At 71.0% G+C, this 16535-nt stretch carries 15 protein-coding genes; 5 read left to right on the forward strand and 10 right to left on the reverse strand.

Features of this window, described 5'->3' with window-relative positions:
- Positions 1-27: 27 nt before the first annotated feature.
- Positions 28-1470, reverse strand: coding sequence for an aldehyde dehydrogenase family protein (locus C1I98_RS02295; protein ID WP_111165373.1), 1443 nt, complete (start codon positions 1468-1470; stop codon positions 28-30).
- A 434-nt stretch (positions 1471-1904) separates the two neighbouring features.
- Here C1I98_RS02295 and C1I98_RS02300 point away from each other — a divergent pair, with 434 nt between their 5' ends.
- Positions 1905-2843, forward strand: a complete 939-nt coding sequence (locus C1I98_RS02300; RefSeq protein WP_111165374.1) for an AraC-like ligand-binding domain-containing protein — start codon at positions 1905-1907, stop codon at positions 2841-2843.
- 14 nt (positions 2844-2857) lie between these two features.
- Here C1I98_RS02300 and C1I98_RS02305 read toward each other — a convergent pair whose 3' ends face one another.
- The 9 genes from C1I98_RS02305 to C1I98_RS40290 all read right to left on the reverse strand — a co-directional run bounded on the left by C1I98_RS02305 (position 2858) and on the right by C1I98_RS40290 (position 10333).
- Entirely contained in the window at positions 2858-3247 is a 390-nt protein-coding gene (locus tag C1I98_RS02305) for a nuclear transport factor 2 family protein (RefSeq protein WP_111165375.1), read from the reverse strand.
- Between the two features lie 135 nt (positions 3248-3382).
- The gene (locus tag C1I98_RS02310; protein ID WP_111165376.1) at positions 3383-4624 is read right to left on the reverse strand and encodes a PP2C family protein-serine/threonine phosphatase; all 1242 of its coding nucleotides are present in this window, start codon (positions 4622-4624) and stop codon (positions 3383-3385) included.
- Positions 4625-4744: 120 nt separating this feature from the next.
- Entirely contained in the window at positions 4745-5446 is a 702-nt protein-coding gene (locus tag C1I98_RS02315; RefSeq protein WP_111165377.1) for an FkbM family methyltransferase, read from the reverse strand.
- A gap of 42 nt (positions 5447-5488) precedes the next feature.
- Entirely contained in the window at positions 5489-6184 is a 696-nt protein-coding gene (locus C1I98_RS02320) for a response regulator (protein WP_111165378.1), read from the reverse strand.
- Entirely contained in the window at positions 6181-7323 is a 1143-nt protein-coding gene (locus C1I98_RS02325; RefSeq protein WP_158557881.1) for a sensor histidine kinase, read from the reverse strand. Before C1I98_RS02325 ends, C1I98_RS02320 begins: the two co-directional genes overlap by 4 nt.
- 120 nt (positions 7324-7443) lie before the next feature.
- Positions 7444-8076: an isochorismatase family protein gene (locus C1I98_RS02330; protein ID WP_111165380.1), complete on the reverse strand. Its 633-nt coding sequence runs from the start codon at positions 8074-8076 to the stop codon at positions 7444-7446.
- 196 nt (positions 8077-8272) lie between these two features.
- A complete protein-coding gene (locus tag C1I98_RS02335) occupies positions 8273-9418 on the reverse strand; it encodes an RNA polymerase sigma factor (protein ID WP_111165389.1) in 1146 nt (381 codons plus the stop codon).
- Between the two features lie 5 nt (positions 9419-9423).
- Positions 9424-9831, reverse strand: coding sequence for a YciI family protein (locus C1I98_RS02340; RefSeq protein ID WP_111165390.1), 408 nt, complete (start codon positions 9829-9831; stop codon positions 9424-9426).
- Between the two features lie 118 nt (positions 9832-9949).
- A complete protein-coding gene (locus C1I98_RS40290) occupies positions 9950-10333 on the reverse strand; it encodes a hypothetical protein (RefSeq protein ID WP_146607253.1) in 384 nt (127 codons plus the stop codon).
- 341 nt (positions 10334-10674) lie between these two features.
- On the opposite strand from C1I98_RS40290, the gene C1I98_RS02345 reads away from it, so the two are divergent.
- From C1I98_RS02345 to C1I98_RS02360, 4 genes are all read left to right on the forward strand, one after another.
- The gene (locus C1I98_RS02345) at positions 10675-11415 is read left to right on the forward strand and encodes a lysophospholipid acyltransferase family protein (RefSeq protein WP_199536670.1); all 741 of its coding nucleotides are present in this window, start codon (positions 10675-10677) and stop codon (positions 11413-11415) included.
- Between the two features lie 61 nt (positions 11416-11476).
- Positions 11477-13555, forward strand: a complete 2079-nt coding sequence (locus C1I98_RS02350) for a cytochrome P450 (protein ID WP_111165382.1) — start codon at positions 11477-11479, stop codon at positions 13553-13555.
- A gap of 74 nt (positions 13556-13629) precedes the next feature.
- A complete protein-coding gene (locus C1I98_RS02355) occupies positions 13630-14139 on the forward strand; it encodes a MarR family winged helix-turn-helix transcriptional regulator (RefSeq protein ID WP_111165383.1) in 510 nt (169 codons plus the stop codon).
- 217 nt (positions 14140-14356) lie between these two features.
- Positions 14357-15976 carry a penicillin-binding transpeptidase domain-containing protein gene (locus tag C1I98_RS02360; RefSeq protein ID WP_111165384.1) on the forward strand — a complete coding sequence of 540 codons (1620 nt, stop codon included), beginning with the start codon at positions 14357-14359 and terminating at the stop codon, positions 15974-15976.
- Positions 15977-16535: the final 559 nt, after the last annotated feature.

Raw genomic sequence — 16535 nt, forward strand, 5'->3', positions numbered from 1 at the left:
TGCGCCAGAAGTGGGGCTTTTCGCGGCTCAGCGTCCGTAGTGGCACCAGACGCCCTTGACCTCGGTGTAGGCGTCGATCGCGTACGGCCCCATCTCCCGGCCCCAGCCGCTGGCCTTGAACCCTCCCCAGGGGGCGGCCATGTCCGGGATCGACGGCATGTTGATGAAGATCGCGCCCGCGCGGATGCCCTCGGCCACCCGGTGGGCCACTGTGAGGTCCCTGGTCCAGACCGTCGCGGCGAGGCCGTACTCGGTCTGGTTGGCCCGGGCGATCACCGCGGCCAGTTCGTCCTCGTCGTCGTACGAAAGGATCGAAAGCACCGGGCCGAAGATCTCCTTGGTGGCGATCGTCATGCCGTCCTGCACGCCGGTGAAGACCGTCGGCTGGAAGTACCATCCCCGGTCGGCCGCGCGCTGCCCGCCGGTGACGAGTTCGGCGCCCTCGGCCGGCCCGGTGGCCACCAGCCGCTCCACCGAGCGCAGGTGCTCGGCGGAGACCAGCGGGCCGAGCTGGGTGGACTCGTCCAGGCCGGGGCCGATGCGCATCCCGCTCACCCCGTCGGCGAGCTTGCCGACGAACTCGTCGGTACGTTTGCGATCGACGTAGAAACGGGTGTACGCGGCGCAGACCTGGCCGCTGTTGAGGATGCTGCCGGCGATGTTCCCGGCGACCGCGGCGTCGATGTCGGCGTCGGCGGCGATGATCGAGGGGGCCTTGCCACCGAGTTCGAGGGTGACCCGCTTGAGGTTGCCGGCGCTGGCTCGCACGATCGAGCGGCCGGTCTCGGTGGAGCCGGTGAACGACACCTTGTCCACCCCCGGGTGCTCGGCGAGCGCCGCCCCGGTGGAGCCGTCGCCGGTGACCAGGTTGATCACCCCGGGCGGGAATCCGGCCCGTTCGGTGAGCTCGACCAGCCGGATCGTGGTGAGCGGGGTCTGCTCGGCCGGCTTGATGACCACGGTGTTGCCCGTGGCGAGCGCGGGGGCGAGCTTCCAGGCAAGGATCATGAGCGGGAAGTTCCATGGCGTGATCAGCGCGCAGACTCCGACCGGCTCGCGGCGGGTGTAGTGCAGCGTGTCCGGATAGGAGACCGGCGCGGTGGCGCCCTCGATCTTGGTTACCCAGCCGGCGTAGTACCGGAAGTGCTCGGCGGCGCCGGCCACGCTCACGGCGCGGGAGACGCCGACCGGCTGGCCCTGGTCCCGGGTCTCCAGGACGGCCAGTTCCTCGGCGTGCGCCTCGATGAGGCCGGCGAGGTCGAACAGCAGGCGGGCGCGCCCGGCCGGGGGCATCGACCGCCACTGCCGATCCTCGAAGGCCCGCCGCGCGGCGGCGACGGCGGCATCGACATCGGAAGCGTCGGCGAACCCGACCTCCTCCAGCAATTCCTCTGTCGCGGGGTCATAGGTCGGGATGACGCCGCCCGATGCCGGCACCCATGTCCCGTCGATGTAGACGTTGGTCGCCACTGCCGCCTCTTCCTACTTGAGTGCGCTCTCTCGGCCCTCCCGCGTCGGCGGGAGCTTCCGCCAGCATGAGGGCTGGCGACCGTGGTCACCTTGACTATGCGCGTAAGGTGGTTGACCACGCGCGAAAAGCTGCCGCGCCGCCGCGAGCGAGGATGCGGCGACCGGCGGGAACTCCCCGCGGGGACGGCGTTCAGCGCATCCGCGCTCCCCGCCGCCGTCGATCGTCCCGGCATCAACACCCGGGGCCGGGATACGGTCCGGCGTTCCGCCGCAGGCGGGCCGACCGATTCCACGGCAGGTGACCGGCCATACCTCGCCGTTCTCGGACGCCGCCGATGGGTCCCTTTTTCGGACGCGATCGTATATGGTGACACGACCTGGCTTCGTGGCCTGCCCTTACAGCGCTGTGGAACCTTCTGGCAAGGAGGAGCAGGGTGACCTCAACCGCCGACGACCTCGCTGTCTCCGTCGCGTCGTCCTTCGAGGAGTGGCAGGACCTCGTCTCCCGATCGTTCGTCTCCCTCGGGGTGACCAGAGACGGTTCGCGGCGATTCCGTGGCGGCATGCGCCGCCGGGTGCTCACCGACGTGTCCCTGTGCGAGATCGCCGCGTCGAGCCACACCGTCCGGCGTACCTCGACCATGATCGGCCGGGACACCGCCGCGTTCTTCAAGCTGAGCCTGCAACTGTCCGGCACGGGACTGCTGATCCAGGACGGCCGGGAGGCGGTGCTCTCCCCCGGTGACTTCGCGATCTACGACACGAGCCGGCCGTACACCCTCACCCACGACGACGACTTCCGCTCGCTCATCGTGATGTTCCCGCGCACGCTGGTCGATCTGCCGGTCGATGCCGTGGGGCGGCTGACCGCCGTCCGGATGCCGGGCGACACCGGCCTCGGCCGGGTGATCAGCCCGTTCCTGGTCCACCTGGCCCAGAACCTCGACCAGCTCTCCGGCGCGAGCGGGCTGCGCCTGGCGCACAACGCGCTGGACCTGGTGACGACGATGTTCGCCGACGAACTCGGCACCACCAACCCGAACCACACGCTCGTCGACCGGATCCGCGACTACATCGACGCCAACCTCGGCGACCCGGACCTCTGCCCGGCCAAGGTGGCGGCGGCCCACTTCATCTCGACCCGGCACCTGCACAACCTGTTCCGGGCCGAAAGGACGACGGTCGCCACCTGGATCCGGTCGCGGCGGCTGGAACGCTGCCGCCGCGACCTTCTCGATCCGCTGCACGGTCACCAGTCGGTCGCGGCGCTGGCGGCCCGCTGGGGTTTCCTGGACGCGGCGCACTTCAGCCGCATCTTCAAGGCGGCCTTCGGCTTCTCGCCGAGCGCCTACCGGCAGCGCCGCGCAGCCTGAAGCGCCGGTGGCGGTCAGTCCGCCACGGCGGCGTTGAACGGCGCGTTGTCCACGACCTGCTCGAACCGCACCACCTTGCCGTCCTCCAGCCACCAGAGATGCACCATCCGGGTCCGGAAGGCACGGCCGGTGCCACGGTGTCTTCCCGAGTAGTGGCCCAGCGCGATCACCTGGCCCCCTGCGTCGAACAGGCTCTCGATCTCCACGGTGAAACCGTCGAACTGCGCACCGATCGGCGCGAAGACGCCGGCCACGATCGCATCAGGTCCAACATAGGTGCCCGCGTAGAGCGAACCCTCCGCTTCGGTCCAGCGGATGTCGCTCGCGAACGGGGCGAGCATGCCGTCGAGATCGCCTCGCGCGGAGGCGGCGTAGTGGCCGGCGACGATATCGGTGTTCTTCACGGTGTCACTCCGATCAGGCTGGCTGGACGCCGCCCGGCATGACCACCGGCGCGGCGGCCCCAACGTACCGGCCCGCCCCGCCGTCCTCCATGTCTGTCTCTGCACGTCTGTTGACGTTCCGCGAAGCGGGGACTCTCAGTGCGAAGCCCGTGGCACCAACTGGCCGTGCCGCTCGGTGCGCCACTCGACCAGCAGCACGGTGGCGTCGTCCTGGAGGTGCCCCTCCTGGTAGTTCAGGATGGTCTGGATCAGGCGGCGCAGGGTCTCCGGCGCCGACAGCCCCGCGGCCTCGTGCCGGATGATGTAGTCCATGAACCGGTCGATGCCGAACTGCTCCCCCGCCGGGCTCTGTGCCTCGATCACGCCGTCGGTGTAAAGCAGCAGCCGGTCGCCGGGCTGGAGCTGGTAGCCGTTCACCCCGCCGGCCATGCCCAGCCGCAGGCCCATCGGCGGCTCGGCCGGCATGACCTCCAAGGTGGCCACGTGCCGTCCGTCACGCAGCACCAGCGGCGGGGGATGACCGCGGTTCACCCAGGTCAGGGCGCCGGTACGGGTGTCCAGGTCGGCCAGCAGCCCGGTGGCGAACCGGACGTCGGAGAAGTGATAGTTGATCGCCTCATCGATCGTCTCGCTGATGGCGGGCAGGGCCGCCCCCTGCCGGCGCGCGTTGCGGCACGCGCCCATCGCGATGGTCGCGGTCAGCCCGGCGGAGATGTCGTGCCCCATCGAGTCGAAGATCGACAGATGCAGCCGGTCGCCGGATATCCCGTAGTCGTAAACGTCGCCGCCCACCTCGTACGCCGGCTCCAGGGCGGCGGCCACGACCACCTGCTCGTTGGCGAACGTGCCAGCGGGCAGCAGGTTCCACAGCACCTCGGCCGACAGGCCCATCGGCCGCATCCGCACCAGCTCGGCGTAGGTGTCGCTGGTGTCCCGCTTGCTCACGACCAGGATGGCGACCAGCGAGGCGACCCAGAAGGCCCGCCGCAGGTTGGCCTCGTCGGCGACGGGCACGGTGAGGCCGACCACGCCGACGCGCTCGGTGCCGTTGAGCATGGGCACCCACAGCCGCCGCCCGCCCGCCATGCCTTCGGGCAGCCCGCGCGACGGGTCCACCTCGACGATGTCCGCGTCCCGGAAGGCGCGCCCCGGCGGGGTGATGTCGATGCGGATCGGCACCAGGTCCATGTCCCGTGAGTCGACCTGCCCGGGGATCGGCACGAGGTACTGCTGCTGGAGGTCGGCGACGTAGATCACCGGATCGAACAGCGCCGCGGTCGCGCCGTACACGGCGAGGAGCCGCGGCAGGTCCTCCAGCGTCGCCAGATGGCTCGCGGTGAGCAGGTCGCCCATCGCGGGCCCGGCACGTTCCGGCATCACATCCCCCGAAGGTCGCTCACACTGAACCGTGGCCATGGTCGGTCTTCGTTATGCCCCCACATGGACCACGAAAGCGCGCCTTTTACCCCCGCTGGACCAGGGCCGCGGCGAGGGGCGTCAGGAAAGGCGGTCGCTGAACAAGTAGTTGCGCCTGTGTCCGGTGACCTCGTTCGTCTTCTGCCAGCGCCCGCGCCACCGGATGTACATCCGGTAGCCCATCCCCAGGAGCGGCTCGGCCACATCGGCCGCGGTCATCCCGTACTTGGCCAGATGACGCTCTTCGATCTCCAGCAGGAGGCCGGGCCGATGGCGCTCGATCGTGCGAATCCCGCCCGTCAGAACGGCGGACTCGAACCCTTCCACATCCACCTTCATGAAAGTCACGAATGGCAGCCTGCGGGTCTCGCAGATGTGATCGATGCTGTAAACGGGAACTTCCAGGATTTTGCCATCGCCGGGATTCTTCAGTCCCGTTTCCAGGTGGGCCCAGCCATGGTTGGGCAGCCCGAACCGGTACGGCAGGCAGAGCCGCTGCCGCCCGTTGGAAGGGCCGAGGGCGGCATTGGTGGTGATCACATGACCGGCCGCGGCGACCCGCCGCGCGGATTCAAGAATCTGGTACGGGAAACGCAGCGGCTCGAAGCTGTGCACCTGACCAGTGGGCCCCACGAGACGGGCCAGCGAAAAGGTGTACATACCGTAGGCGGCGCCGATGTCCAGGCATATGTCACCGGGCCTCACCAACTGCGCCAGCCCGCGTAATTCCGATTCCCGGGAAAGGGTGTGGGCGACCATTGCCGCCATCGACAATCTGAGCATGCCGAGGACGATAGGAACGGGATGGGTGCTCGCGAATCCCGCTCAGGAGCGTGATCGCCTGCCTCGCCGTGCCTCCGTGGAGCGATGTCCGGCCACCACCAGGCCGCTCTCGTAGGCCAGTACCACCGCCTGGGCACGGTCGCGCAGGTGCAGTTTGCCGAAGATCCGGCCCACGTGGGACTTGACGGTCTCCTCGGCGATCGTCAGGTCGCGCGCGATGTCGGCGTTGGAGCGGCCACCGGCGATCAGCCGGAGTACGTCGAGTTCGCGTGGGGTGAGCGCGTTCAGCCGCAGCGCCTCGCGTTCGTCGATCGGCTGCCTGCTCGCGAACGTCTCGATCAGCCGCCGGGTCACGGAGGGGGCGAGCAGTGCCTCGCCCGCGGCCACGACACGCACCGCGTTGATCAGGTCGGCCGGTGGTGAGTCCTTCAGCAGGAAGCCGCTGGCCCCGGCGCGCAGGGCCGTGTACACGTAGTCGTCGATGTCGAACGTCGTCAAGATCACCACGCTGGTGTCCGGGGCGCCGGCCAGCACCCGGCGGGTGGCCTCAAGCCCGTCGAGGTACGGCATGCGGACGTCCATGAGGACCACGTCGGGCCGCGTCCGTTCGGCGATGGTCACGGCCTCGATGCCGTTGGCGGCCTCCCCCACGACCACGAGATCGGGCTGCGCCGACAGCAGGGCCGCGAATCCGGCCCGGACCATCGCCTGATCGTCGGCGACCAGCACGGTGGTCATCTCTCCCCCTGGGGTAGTACCGCACGCACCGCGTAGCGCCCGTCGGACAGCTCTCCGGCGAACAGTTCGCCGGAGAGCGTGGCCACCCGCTCGCGCATGCCCACCAGCCCGTACCCGGGTTCGGCCCCGGACGCCGGGGCTGGGGCCGGCTCGTTGACCACTTCGAGCACGAGGTCGCCTCCGTCCAGTCTGGCCGTGACCACTGTCGGCGCTCCGCCGGCGTGCTTGACCACATTGCTGAGGGCCTCCTGAACGATCCGGTAGGCCGTGTGCGACAGGGCGGCGCCCAGCTCCGCCGATCGCTCCGGCAGCTCCAGCCGGACGGGTGTACCGGCCCGGCGTGCGGACTCCACCAGCTCCTCCAGCGCGCCCAGCCCCGCTCGCGGCGAGGCCGCGGGGTCGTCCCGGTCACCCCTCAGGACGCCGAGGAGTTGCCGCAGCTCGGCCAGCGAAGCGCTCGCGGCCGCGTTGATCTCGCGAAACTCCCGTAGCACCTCCGCCGGGGCCGCCTCCTTGACCCGGTTGGGAAACGTGGCCGCCTGCACCGCGATGATGGACATGTGGTGGGCCACCACATCGTGCAGCTCGCGGGCGATTCGCGCGCGCTCCTCCAGAATTCGCCGCTTACCGTGCTCTTCGGCGATGCGCAGGGTGCTCAGTCGCCGCGTCCGGAACCCGTACCCGATCAACGTCGCCGCCAGCAGGGACAGCGCCCAGTTCGCCATCCCCTGCGCGGCGTACGGCTGCTCGGCCCCCGTCCAGAGTGCGGACAGCAGCCCCGCCCCCAGCGTGATCAGGAACGCCGCCGCCGTGACCCGGCGCGCGGTTGTCACCGCCACGGTGAAGAGCACCAGCGACTGCACCACCAGTTCCGGCAAAAACCAGGGCCGCCAGTAATCGATGCCGAATATCGTCATCAAGACGAGCAGCGCCAGTGTAATCCACCATGCGGTCATCGGCCGGTACCAGCTCACCGCGACCGGCACCGCGTACAACGCGCCGATCCACCATCCGGGAACGCCCACCTCGGTTACGTAGGCGAACATCCATCCGAAGAACAGGCCGGCCGCGCCCGCGGCGATGAAGTACATACGTCGCGGCAGCAGCGGCTTTCCCGGGTCGGCCGGGGAGGCGGGCATCCGAGCGTGATGAGCACTGCGAATGACACTCAGCATTTCTGCAACTCTAGCCCGGCCGGGCGATTCATGGCCGCTGCGGCCGGTGAACCGCCGGCCGCCACCTGCCGCGGTGCGCCGGCCTTACTTGGCCGCGTACTTGCGGGCGTCGCCGAGCAGGCCGTTCTGGTGGCTCCACGGGCCGAGATGCTCGTAGATCATTTTGTCGAAGCCCGGCGCGGTCGCCTCCTCGGTCCAGGAACGCTGCAGCTCCGCCCCGATGGCCAGCCACCCGACCGGGATCACCCCGGCCTGGACCAGCCGCAGCACGGCGGTGTCGTGACTTTCCCTGCTGGTGGCGGCCGAGGCGTCCACCACCAGGTACACCTCGTGACCGCGGTCGAGGGCGGTCAGGGCGGTCTGTGCCACGCAGACGTCGGTCTGCAGGCCCGCCATGATCAGCCGCCGGCGTCCGGTGGCCTCGATCGCCGCGCTGAAGTGGTCGTCGTAGAACGCGTCGTACCCCTCGGAACGGGAGATGACGGGGTGGTCGCCCAGGATCACGGCGAGCTCCGGATACAAGGGGCCGGACGGCGCGCCGTAGTACCCGTTCGTGACGACCAGCGGCATCTCGAAGATCTTCGCGATCTTCGCTAAGGCGACCGTGCCGTTGATGTGCTCTTCGGGAGTGTGCGACCGGATCAGGTTGGAGAAGCCGATCGCGTGGTCGATCAGGACGATCGCGCTGTTGTCCCGAGACAGCGGTTTGCGTGCCATTATCTTCCTCTTCCATTCCGGAACCGCACATGCGGGCGTTCTCACCGCCCGGCCGATCGATGAGACCCTTACACAGGCTCGTCCACGCAGGCGGGTATTTGACCAGTGTGATGGAGATCGGGAGTGCTTCCGCCGACCATGCCGGACCCCCGCCGGTCGGCGGGCGGCCGTCCGGGCTGAACGCCGGCGATCCTCTCTAGCCGCGCGTTCGCGCGTTGAGCCGTGCGGCCTGACGGGTGAGGTGGTCGCGCTCGGGGAGACTGGACGCCGAGCGGGCGGCTTCGGCGTAGAGCCGTGCCGCGGTCGCCAGGTCACCATCGCGCTCGTGGAGGTAGGCCGCGACGGCGGTGTGACGGGGCAGGGCGGGGTCGAGTCCGGCCAGGGCGGCGAGGCCGGCCCGGGGGCCGTCGGCCTCGCCGACCGCGACGGCCCGGTTGAGGCGGGCCACCGGGCTGCCGGTGAGGCGTACCAGTTCGTCGTACCACTCGACGATCTGCACCCAGTCGGTCTCCTCGGCGGTCCGGGCGTCGGCGTGCAGCGCGGCGATGGCGGCCTGGGCCTGGTACTCGCCCAGGCGGTCCCGGGACAGGGCGGCCTGGAGTATCTCGACGCCCTCGGCGATCAGGCGGGTGTCCCACAGGCCGCGGTCCTGCTCGGCGAGCGGCACGAGCCGGCCGCCCGGACCGGTCCGCGCCGGGCGTCGTGCGTGGTGCAGCAGCATGAGCGCGAGCAGGCCCGCGACCTCCTCGTGATCGATCTCGGCCGCGAGCCGGCGGGTGAGCCGGATCGCCTCGCCGGCGAGGTCGACATCGCCGGAGTAGCCCTCGTTGAAGACCAGGTAGAGCACGCGCAACACCGTGGCGACGTCACCGGGCCGGTCGAACCGGACGCCCTCGACGGTCCGCTTGGCCCGGCTGATCCGCTGGGCCATGGTCGCCTCGGGCACGAGGTAGGCCCGCGCGATCTGGCGGGTGGTCAGGCCGCCGACCGCCCGCAGCGTGAGCGCCACGGCCGACGCCGGGGTCAGGGACGGGTGCGCGCACAGGAAGTACATCTGGAGCGTGTCGTCCGACGCCTCGCCCGGGCCGGGCGCGGGCTCGGCCCGGGCGAGCACCTCGCGCCGCCGCCGGGAGACCTCGCCGCGGGTGGCGTCGAGGAACTTACGCCAGGCGACGGTGACCAGCCAGCCCTTGGGGTCGCGCGGCGGGTCGCCCGGCCAGACGCGCAGCGCCTCGACCAGGGCGTCCTGGACGGCGTCCTCGGCCGCCGCGAAGTCTGCTCCGCGGCGGACGAGGATCCCGATCACCGTGGGGGTAAGGCTCCTCAGCAGGGCCTCGTCCACGTGCGTCACTCCGTGATGGTCGGGGGCTCGGTCAGGAACGGGCGCAGCTCCAGCCACTCGTGGATCGGCTTCCCGCCCGCTCCCGGGGCCGCGGACAACTCGCCGGCCAGTTCCAGCGCCCGCTCGTAGCCATCGACGTCGATCACCATCCAGCCGGCGATCAGGTCCTTGGTCTCGGCGAACGGGCCGTCGGTGACCGGCGGCCGGCCTTCGCCGTCGTAGCGGACGAACGTGCCCTCCGGGGAGAGCGCCTGACCGTCGACGAACTCGCCGCTGCGCTCCAGCCGGTCGGCGAAGTCCCGCATGAACTGGATGTGGGCGGCGACCTCCTCCGGCGTCCACTGCTCCATGGGGACGTCGTTGACCGCCGCGGGTGCGCCCCGGTAGTGCTTGAGCAGCAGGTACTTGGCCATCATGTACTCCTCAGTGCGTTACGGCCCATTGTGGCCGTGTTCGCTGCTGGGACGTAGCAGGCCCCGGGTTCTCGACATCGACCCGGGAGATTTTTCAGCTGATTTTTCCGACGCGTGATCAGGGCGTCCCGGCCTGGATGATCGGCGACCGATGATGCCGTGGTGAGACAGGGCATTCCCAGACCGCCACCCCGTCGGCCACTCCTGTGGAGAGCGGATGGGTGTGCCCGGGGCATGGGGGGAACGGCCGTCCCCAATGGACCTCGCAGGCGTGGTCTTGCAGGTCCGAGGCGAGCCGGGCCACCGTCTCAGGCCAGGGCCGGTCAGGATCGCAGTAGGCGCTGACCACTTCGCGGGGGTACGGACCCGCCGTCACCTTCACGGGTGTGGGCGATCCCGGTGTCCAGTCGATATCCAAGATCTTCCACGGCGCCGGAAGGCACAGGCCGTCCAGAATGGCCTCGGCCGCCAGGCGCACGGACTCGGGAGATGCGGTCGTCATACGGTCTCCTGCTCCTCGGAGGGGCGGGTCATGTCCTGGATCGCATCCTGCCGCACCTGGGCGATCACGACACCACCAGGAGTGATGCGCGGCGCCACCGGGGACACATGGAGCACGGTTACCCCCGGGGCACCACCGTGTGGTTAACTCAAGAAGGCCGATGTGGTCTGTGTCCCCCGGGCCGCAAATTACCGCCTTCACGGAATACCGTTCGGCTGGAACCGTGTTGTGCCTCTCGCCGAGGAGGCGACCGCCACATCGGCCTTCTAGGCGGAAAGGGCCCCGCGAGCACCGCTCGCGGGGCCCTTCGCCTGTCCAGGGACGGGTCTGTGGTGGCGGACATGAGCCGCCTGCCGGGCGGCGTGGTCCGCCGTCCGCGTAGGGTTGACGGCGTCCGCCGCGCCGCACGAGGAGAATACGTGCTCTACCAGGTGACCAAGATCGTTAGCGCTCCCTTCCTGCATCTGCTCTGGCGCCCCGAGGTCAGCGGGGCGGCGCACGTCCCCCTTCGAGGGCCGGCGATCCTGGCCTCCAACCACCTGTCCGTGCTCGACTCCACGTTCCTGCCGCTGATGCTGCCGCGGAAGGTCACCTTCCTCGCCAAGTCCGAGTACTTCACCGGCAACCCGATCACCGCCGCCTATATGCGGGCCACCGGGCAGATCAGCGTGGACCGGGAGAGCGCGGCCGACGCCCAGGGCGTCCTGGAGGCGGCCGTGCGGGTGCTGGAGGCGGGCGACCTGTTCGGCATCTACCCCGAGGGCACCCGCTCCCCCGACGGCCGGCTGTACCGCGGGAAGATCGGCGTGGCCTGGCTCGCCCTCAAGACCGGCATCCCGGTCATTCCGGTGGCGATGACGGGCACCGAGAAGGTGCTGCCGCCCGGCACGACGGTGCCCAAGCTCAGCAAGATCGGTATCAGCCTCGGCCCGCCGATGTCGTTCACCGGCGACCACCGGCACGCCCGCACCCGGCGCGAGGTGACCGACGAGGTGATGGCCGCCATCCAGAAGCTGTCCGGACAGGAGTACGTGCCGTCCTACGCCACCAGCCACAAGACCCGGCTGTCGGACGTGTCCTGAGCGGCCGGGCGCGCCGGCCTCGGCTTGACCTTGACGCGACGTCAACGTCTTAACTGACAGCATGCGGATCGGAGAACTCGCCGCACTGCTCGGGGTGTCCACCCGGACGGTGCGCCATTACCACCATCAGGGCGTCCTGCCAGAACCACCCCGCCGGGCCAACGGCTACCGGGAGTACGGCCTGCGCGACGCGGTCGCGCTGGCCCGCGTCCGCCGCCTCGTGGAGCTGGGCCTGAGCCTGCCCGAGGCGCGTGACGTCATCGCCGACGACCAGGCCAGGGACCTGCCGGAGATCCTGCGGGAGATCGACGCCGACCTGGCCGGGCAGGAGCGCGACATCAGGGAGCGCCGCGCCCGGCTGGCCGTACTGCTGCGGCAGGCGGAGGAGGGGCTGGCGCCGGACGGCACCACCTCCCCCGAACTGCTCGCGCTGCTGCACGAGATCAAGGCCCCGGCGTCGAAGTCGGCGGACTGGGACCGCGACCTGCTGGTACTGGTGGACGCCATGGCCAAGCCGGGCGACCAGGAGGGCGTCGGCGCGATGTTCACCGCCCTGGCCGCCGACCCGCGGCTGGGGGCGCACGGTCATGAGTTCTACCGGCGCCTGGACGAGCTGGCCGAGGCCGGGCCGGACGACCCCAGGGTCGCCCCGCTGGCGGGTGCGCTGGCACGGTACATCGGCGAGCACATGCCGCTGGAGGACGCGCGGGCGACCGGCGAGTGGGACACGGGTGCGGTCGAGCCGTTTCTCGACGACCTCTCCCCCGCGCAGGCGGAGGTCGTGCGCCGCACCGTCGCGCTGCTCGCCACCGGACCGGCCGGTGACACCGAACGACCCGACCCAGGGACCAACACCGGACGACCCGGGCACGCGCACGAGGCCGGGCAACCCGGGCGGACCGATGACACCGAACGGCCCGGTTCGGCGGGCGACGCCGGGCGGTCCGGGGCGGCGGGCTGCCCGGTGCTGCCGTTCGGGCGGCCGGACCCGCTGCTGCCGCCGCCGGACTACGCGCGGCTGCGCGCGGACGCCTCGGTGACCCGTGTGCTCGCCCCGGACGGCCGCCCGGCCTGGCTGGTCACCTCCTACGACGCCGTGGGGACGGTCCTGGCCGATGACCGTTTCGGGCTCGCGCCGCCCGGCGTGCCCGATACCGGCGGCGACACGCTCTTCCAGGACGGCCCGGCGCACCTGCGGCTGCGCCGCCTGGTGTCCAAGGCGTTCAGCCCGCGCGCGCTGGCCGGGCTGCGGCCCCGGGCCGAGGAGGTGGCCGCCGAGCGGGTCGCGGCGCTGGCCGCGGCCGGGCCGCCCGCCGACCTGGCCGCGGACCTGGCCGCCCCACTGTCCATCACCATGATCGGCGAGGTGCTGGGGATCGCGATCGGCGAGCGTGACCGCTTCCAAAGGCTGGCCGACGCCGCCGCCTCGGTGGACTTCCTGTTCGCCGGCGAGGACGACGACGCGCAGCAGGCGATGGCCGCCGCGGCCCGCGCCTGGGGGGCGCTCGGCGGGTACGCCGCCGAGCTGATCGCCGCCAAGCGCGAACGGCCGGGCGATGACCTGCTCAGCTCCTTGATCGTGGTACGCGACGGCGATGACGGGCGCCTGTCCGACAGCGAGCTCATCGCCATGGTCACCACTCTCGTCGGGGCCGGGTACATGTCGGCGCGCAACGCCATAACCACGGGCGTCCTGCGGCTGCTGTGCGACGGGGATCGGCCGCTCACCGCCGTGGCCGCCGCCGGGCGGGTGGACGACACGGTCGAAGAACTGCTGCGCCTGCAGTCCGGGCGGACCGGCGAGCCCTTCCCCCGGTACGCCCACGCCGACGTGGACCTGGCCGGTGTCACGATCGGCGCGGGCGATCTCGTCCTGATACGGCTGGAGGCGGCCAACCGCGACCCGGCGCGCTTTGCCGCACCCGACCGCTTCGAGCCCGGCCGCAGGTCGTCGCTGGCGTTCGGGCACGGCCCGCACTACTGCCTGGGCGCGCCGCTGGCCCGCGTGGAGATCGCCGCCGCCCTGACCGCGCTGGCCGAGGGCCTGCCGGGACTGCGGCTCGCCGTACCGCCGGAGCGGATCGAGTGGGCCGGCAACGCCACCGACGCCGGCCCCGCGCGACTGCCCGTCATCTGGTGAATGGCCCGCTCTGTTCGCGAGGAGACCAGTTAGTACGCCTGCTAACTATCTCCTCACGAACTAGAATTGGCGTCATGAGCGAACAGGCGGCCGACGGGCCTACGGACGCGATCGACCTGATTCTCCACCAATGGGCGCGGGAGCGCCCGGACCTGGACCTTTCGCCCATGGCACTGCTCGGCCGCCTGCGGATACTCACCAGGGCGATGGAACGCGAGCTGGACGAGGTCTTCGACCGGCACGGTCTCGGGCAGGCCGACTTCGACGTGCTCGCCACGCTGCGGCGGAGCGGCCCGCCGTACGCGCTGATCCCCTCGGAGCTGTCGGCGGCGCTGATGATGTCACGGGCGGGCATGACCGGCCGGCTGGACCGCCTGGAGCGCGCCGGACTGGTCGAACGCAGCCTCGACCCGGGCGACCGGCGCAGCTTTCGCGTGACGCCGACCCCGACAGGCCTCGGCCGCATCGACACCGTGCTCACCGAGCACGCCGCCGCGCTGCGGCGCCTGGTCAGCGGCCTTTCCCCGGAGGACTTCGCCACCCTGACCCGGATCCTGCGGACCATGCTGGCGGCCATCACCTGACGAGCCGCGAGCGGATGCGGCAGTTTTCTAACACCTTCAGCGGCGGAATCGGCGGGCCACGCGGGGCGCCGGAGTTTACACTTTGATCATCCGCGCCAGGGGCCGGCTCGGGTCGTCCGCCTGGCCTCTGGTCACGATCAACGCGTTCAGGTCGTCCGGGCCTTCTCGACATCGCGTCCCGGATCGCCGGGATCGCCGATCTCCTGGGGAGTGCGCCGTGCCGCGTCGCCGTACGATCGTGATCGTCTCCGCTACCGCCGTGCTGCTCGCGGGCGCCGTCGCCGGTGGCGGCTACTACCTGCTGCGTACGCAGGGCACACCGGCCGAGACCGCGCAGCGGTTCGCCCAGGCGTGGCAGCGCGGCGACCTGACCGCGATGCGCGCCGAACTCGCCACGCCGGTGCCGGGGTTCAGCCTGGCCTATGACCACCTGGAGAGGTCGCTGGGCGTCCGGTCCACCGCGGTCCGGGTGACCGGGGTGAGCGAGGGCGAGGACGCGGCCACGGCCAGGTACTCCGCCGCGCACACCCTCCAGGCGGGCGGGCGGTGGGCCTACGACGGATCACTGCGGCTGGTGGTCAAGGACCGCCGCTGGAAGGTCCAGTGGACGCACGCGGCCGTGCATCCCGACCTCACGCCCACCACGCGGCCGGCGCTGCGCGCACGCTGGCCGACCCGGGGCGCGCTGACCGCCGCCGACGGCGAGCGCATCGACGACGGCGACGACGGCGGGTCCATCCGGCAGCTCACCGGCGAACTGGCTCCGGCGGGCGCCAAGGATCTGGCCGGGCTCGGCGAGAGCTACAAGGTCGGTGACCCGATCGGCAGGGGCGGCCTTCAGGCCACGTTCCAGCGGCGGCTGGCCGGGGTACCGGCCACCGAGATCGCGCTGGTGGACGCCGGAGGCCAGGCGGTCAAGACGCTCGGCGTCCTCCCCGGTAAGGACGGCGAGTCGGTGCGCACCACACTGGACCTGAAGGTGCAGCGGGCGGCCGTCACCGCAATCCGGGAGGTGGAAAAGCCCGCCGCGATCGTGGCCGTGCGCACGACGACCGGCGAGATCCTCGCGGTGGTCAACAACGGCTCGTTCAACCGCGCGCTGGACGGTGCCTACGCGCCCGGTTCCACCTTCAAGGTGGTCACCGCGATCGGCCTGCTCGCGGCCGGGATCACCCCGGCCGAACAGGTGACCTGCCCCAAGAACGTGACGATCGGGGGCCGGGAGTGGCGTAACTCCGAGCACGCCGACTTCGGCGCGCTGTCCTTCTCAGACGCCTTCGCCTACTCCTGCAACACGACGTTCGCGCCGCTCGCGGTCGAGCGGCTGGGGGCGAGCAAGCTGCTGGAGGTGGCCGCGTCGGTGGGGTTCAACCAGCCGCTGGACATCGGGGTCCCAGCATCGCGGGCGAACATCCCGCAGCCGGGCGACCAGGCCGAACTGGCCGCGGAGTCGTTCGGCCAAGGCAAGATCATCGCCAGCCCGCTGGTGATGGCCTCGGTGGCCGCGGCCGTGGCCGACGGCACCTGGCGCCCACCCACCCTGGTCGCCGACATGGAGCGCGAAACCGCCCCGAGACCACTGCCCCAGGGGGTCGCCGGGCCGCTGCGGCAGATGATGCGCGCGGTGGTCACCAAGGGCACGGCCAAGGACGCGGGCCTGCCTGAGGGGACGTACGGCAAGACCGGCACCGCCGAGGTCGGCAACGCACCGGACACGAACGCGTGGTTCATCGGCTTCCGCGGCGATGTGGCCGTGGCGGTGGTCGTCGAGGGCGGCGGCGGAGGCGGCAAGGCCGCCGCCCCGGTCGCCGCCCGCTTCCTCCGCGCCCTCCCCTGACACCGGCCCGCAGAGCGAGCAGGCTCCTTTCCCGGCAGCGCGATGCGGCCTTGGCGGCGCATGCGTCAGCTCGCCGGCCGTTGCCGACGGGCCACCCGCATTGCGAGGCGCCTGCCCCGAGCGTGCAGCCGATAGCAGTGCCGCTCGGCGGCCAGGCGGGCGCACATCTCCGCGATGCCCTAGAAGCAAGTCGTCAGTACTCCGTTATGGCACCTGTCCCGAGTGCGCAGCCGAGAGAGGACCGCTCGGCGACCTGTCCCCTGATGCCCTTGGCAGCAGCAGGCCGTCAGTGCCCATTTGAGGGGCCTGCCCCGATCGCGGCGTCGCTCGGCGTCATGTTAGGCACATCTCCCCGTGATGCCCTTGATCGTGACCGTCAGTACCCCTTTGAGGGGCCTGTCCCAGTGCGCGGCCGATCGCAGGGCGCCAAGCGGCCTTTGCGGCGCACAACTCAGCGTCGCACCCTTTAGGGCGTGCGTCCCGGTATGGGGACCACCGCGCTCTGTGGGAGTTCAGCGGGCGGAGAGGGACTTCTTCGGTAGCGCGGTGGTCCCCATAC

It is taken from the genome of Spongiactinospora gelatinilytica (genome assembly GCF_003236385.1).
Lineage (GTDB): Bacteria > Actinomycetota > Actinomycetes > Streptosporangiales > Streptosporangiaceae > Spongiactinospora > Spongiactinospora gelatinilytica.

What these genes read in the sequence shown, in the direction of transcription:
- C1I98_RS40290 (WP_146607253.1), bottom strand. Translation starts at nt 10,333, where the DNA reads ATGACGACCGCATCTCCCGAGTCCGTGCGCCTGGCGGCCGAGGCCATT.
- C1I98_RS02355 (WP_111165383.1), top strand. Translation starts at nt 13,630, where the DNA reads ATGAGCGAACAGGCGGCCGACGGGCCTACGGACGCGATCGACCTGATT.
- C1I98_RS02315 (WP_111165377.1), bottom strand. Translation starts at nt 5,446, where the DNA reads ATGCTCAGATTGTCGATGGCGGCAATGGTCGCCCACACCCTTTCCCGG.
- C1I98_RS02310 (WP_111165376.1), bottom strand. Translation starts at nt 4,624, where the DNA reads ATGCCGGAACGTGCCGGGCCCGCGATGGGCGACCTGCTCACCGCGAGC.
- C1I98_RS02345 (WP_199536670.1), top strand. Translation starts at nt 10,675, where the DNA reads ATGAGCCGCCTGCCGGGCGGCGTGGTCCGCCGTCCGCGTAGGGTTGAC.
- C1I98_RS02350 (WP_111165382.1), top strand. Translation starts at nt 11,477, where the DNA reads ATGCGGATCGGAGAACTCGCCGCACTGCTCGGGGTGTCCACCCGGACG.
- C1I98_RS02320 (WP_111165378.1), bottom strand. Translation starts at nt 6,184, where the DNA reads ATGACCACCGTGCTGGTCGCCGACGATCAGGCGATGGTCCGGGCCGGA.
- C1I98_RS02340 (WP_111165390.1), bottom strand. Translation starts at nt 9,831, where the DNA reads ATGGCCAAGTACCTGCTGCTCAAGCACTACCGGGGCGCACCCGCGGCG.
- C1I98_RS02325 (WP_158557881.1), bottom strand. Translation starts at nt 7,323, where the DNA reads ATGCCCGCCTCCCCGGCCGACCCGGGAAAGCCGCTGCTGCCGCGACGT.
- C1I98_RS02330 (WP_111165380.1), bottom strand. Translation starts at nt 8,076, where the DNA reads ATGGCACGCAAACCGCTGTCTCGGGACAACAGCGCGATCGTCCTGATC.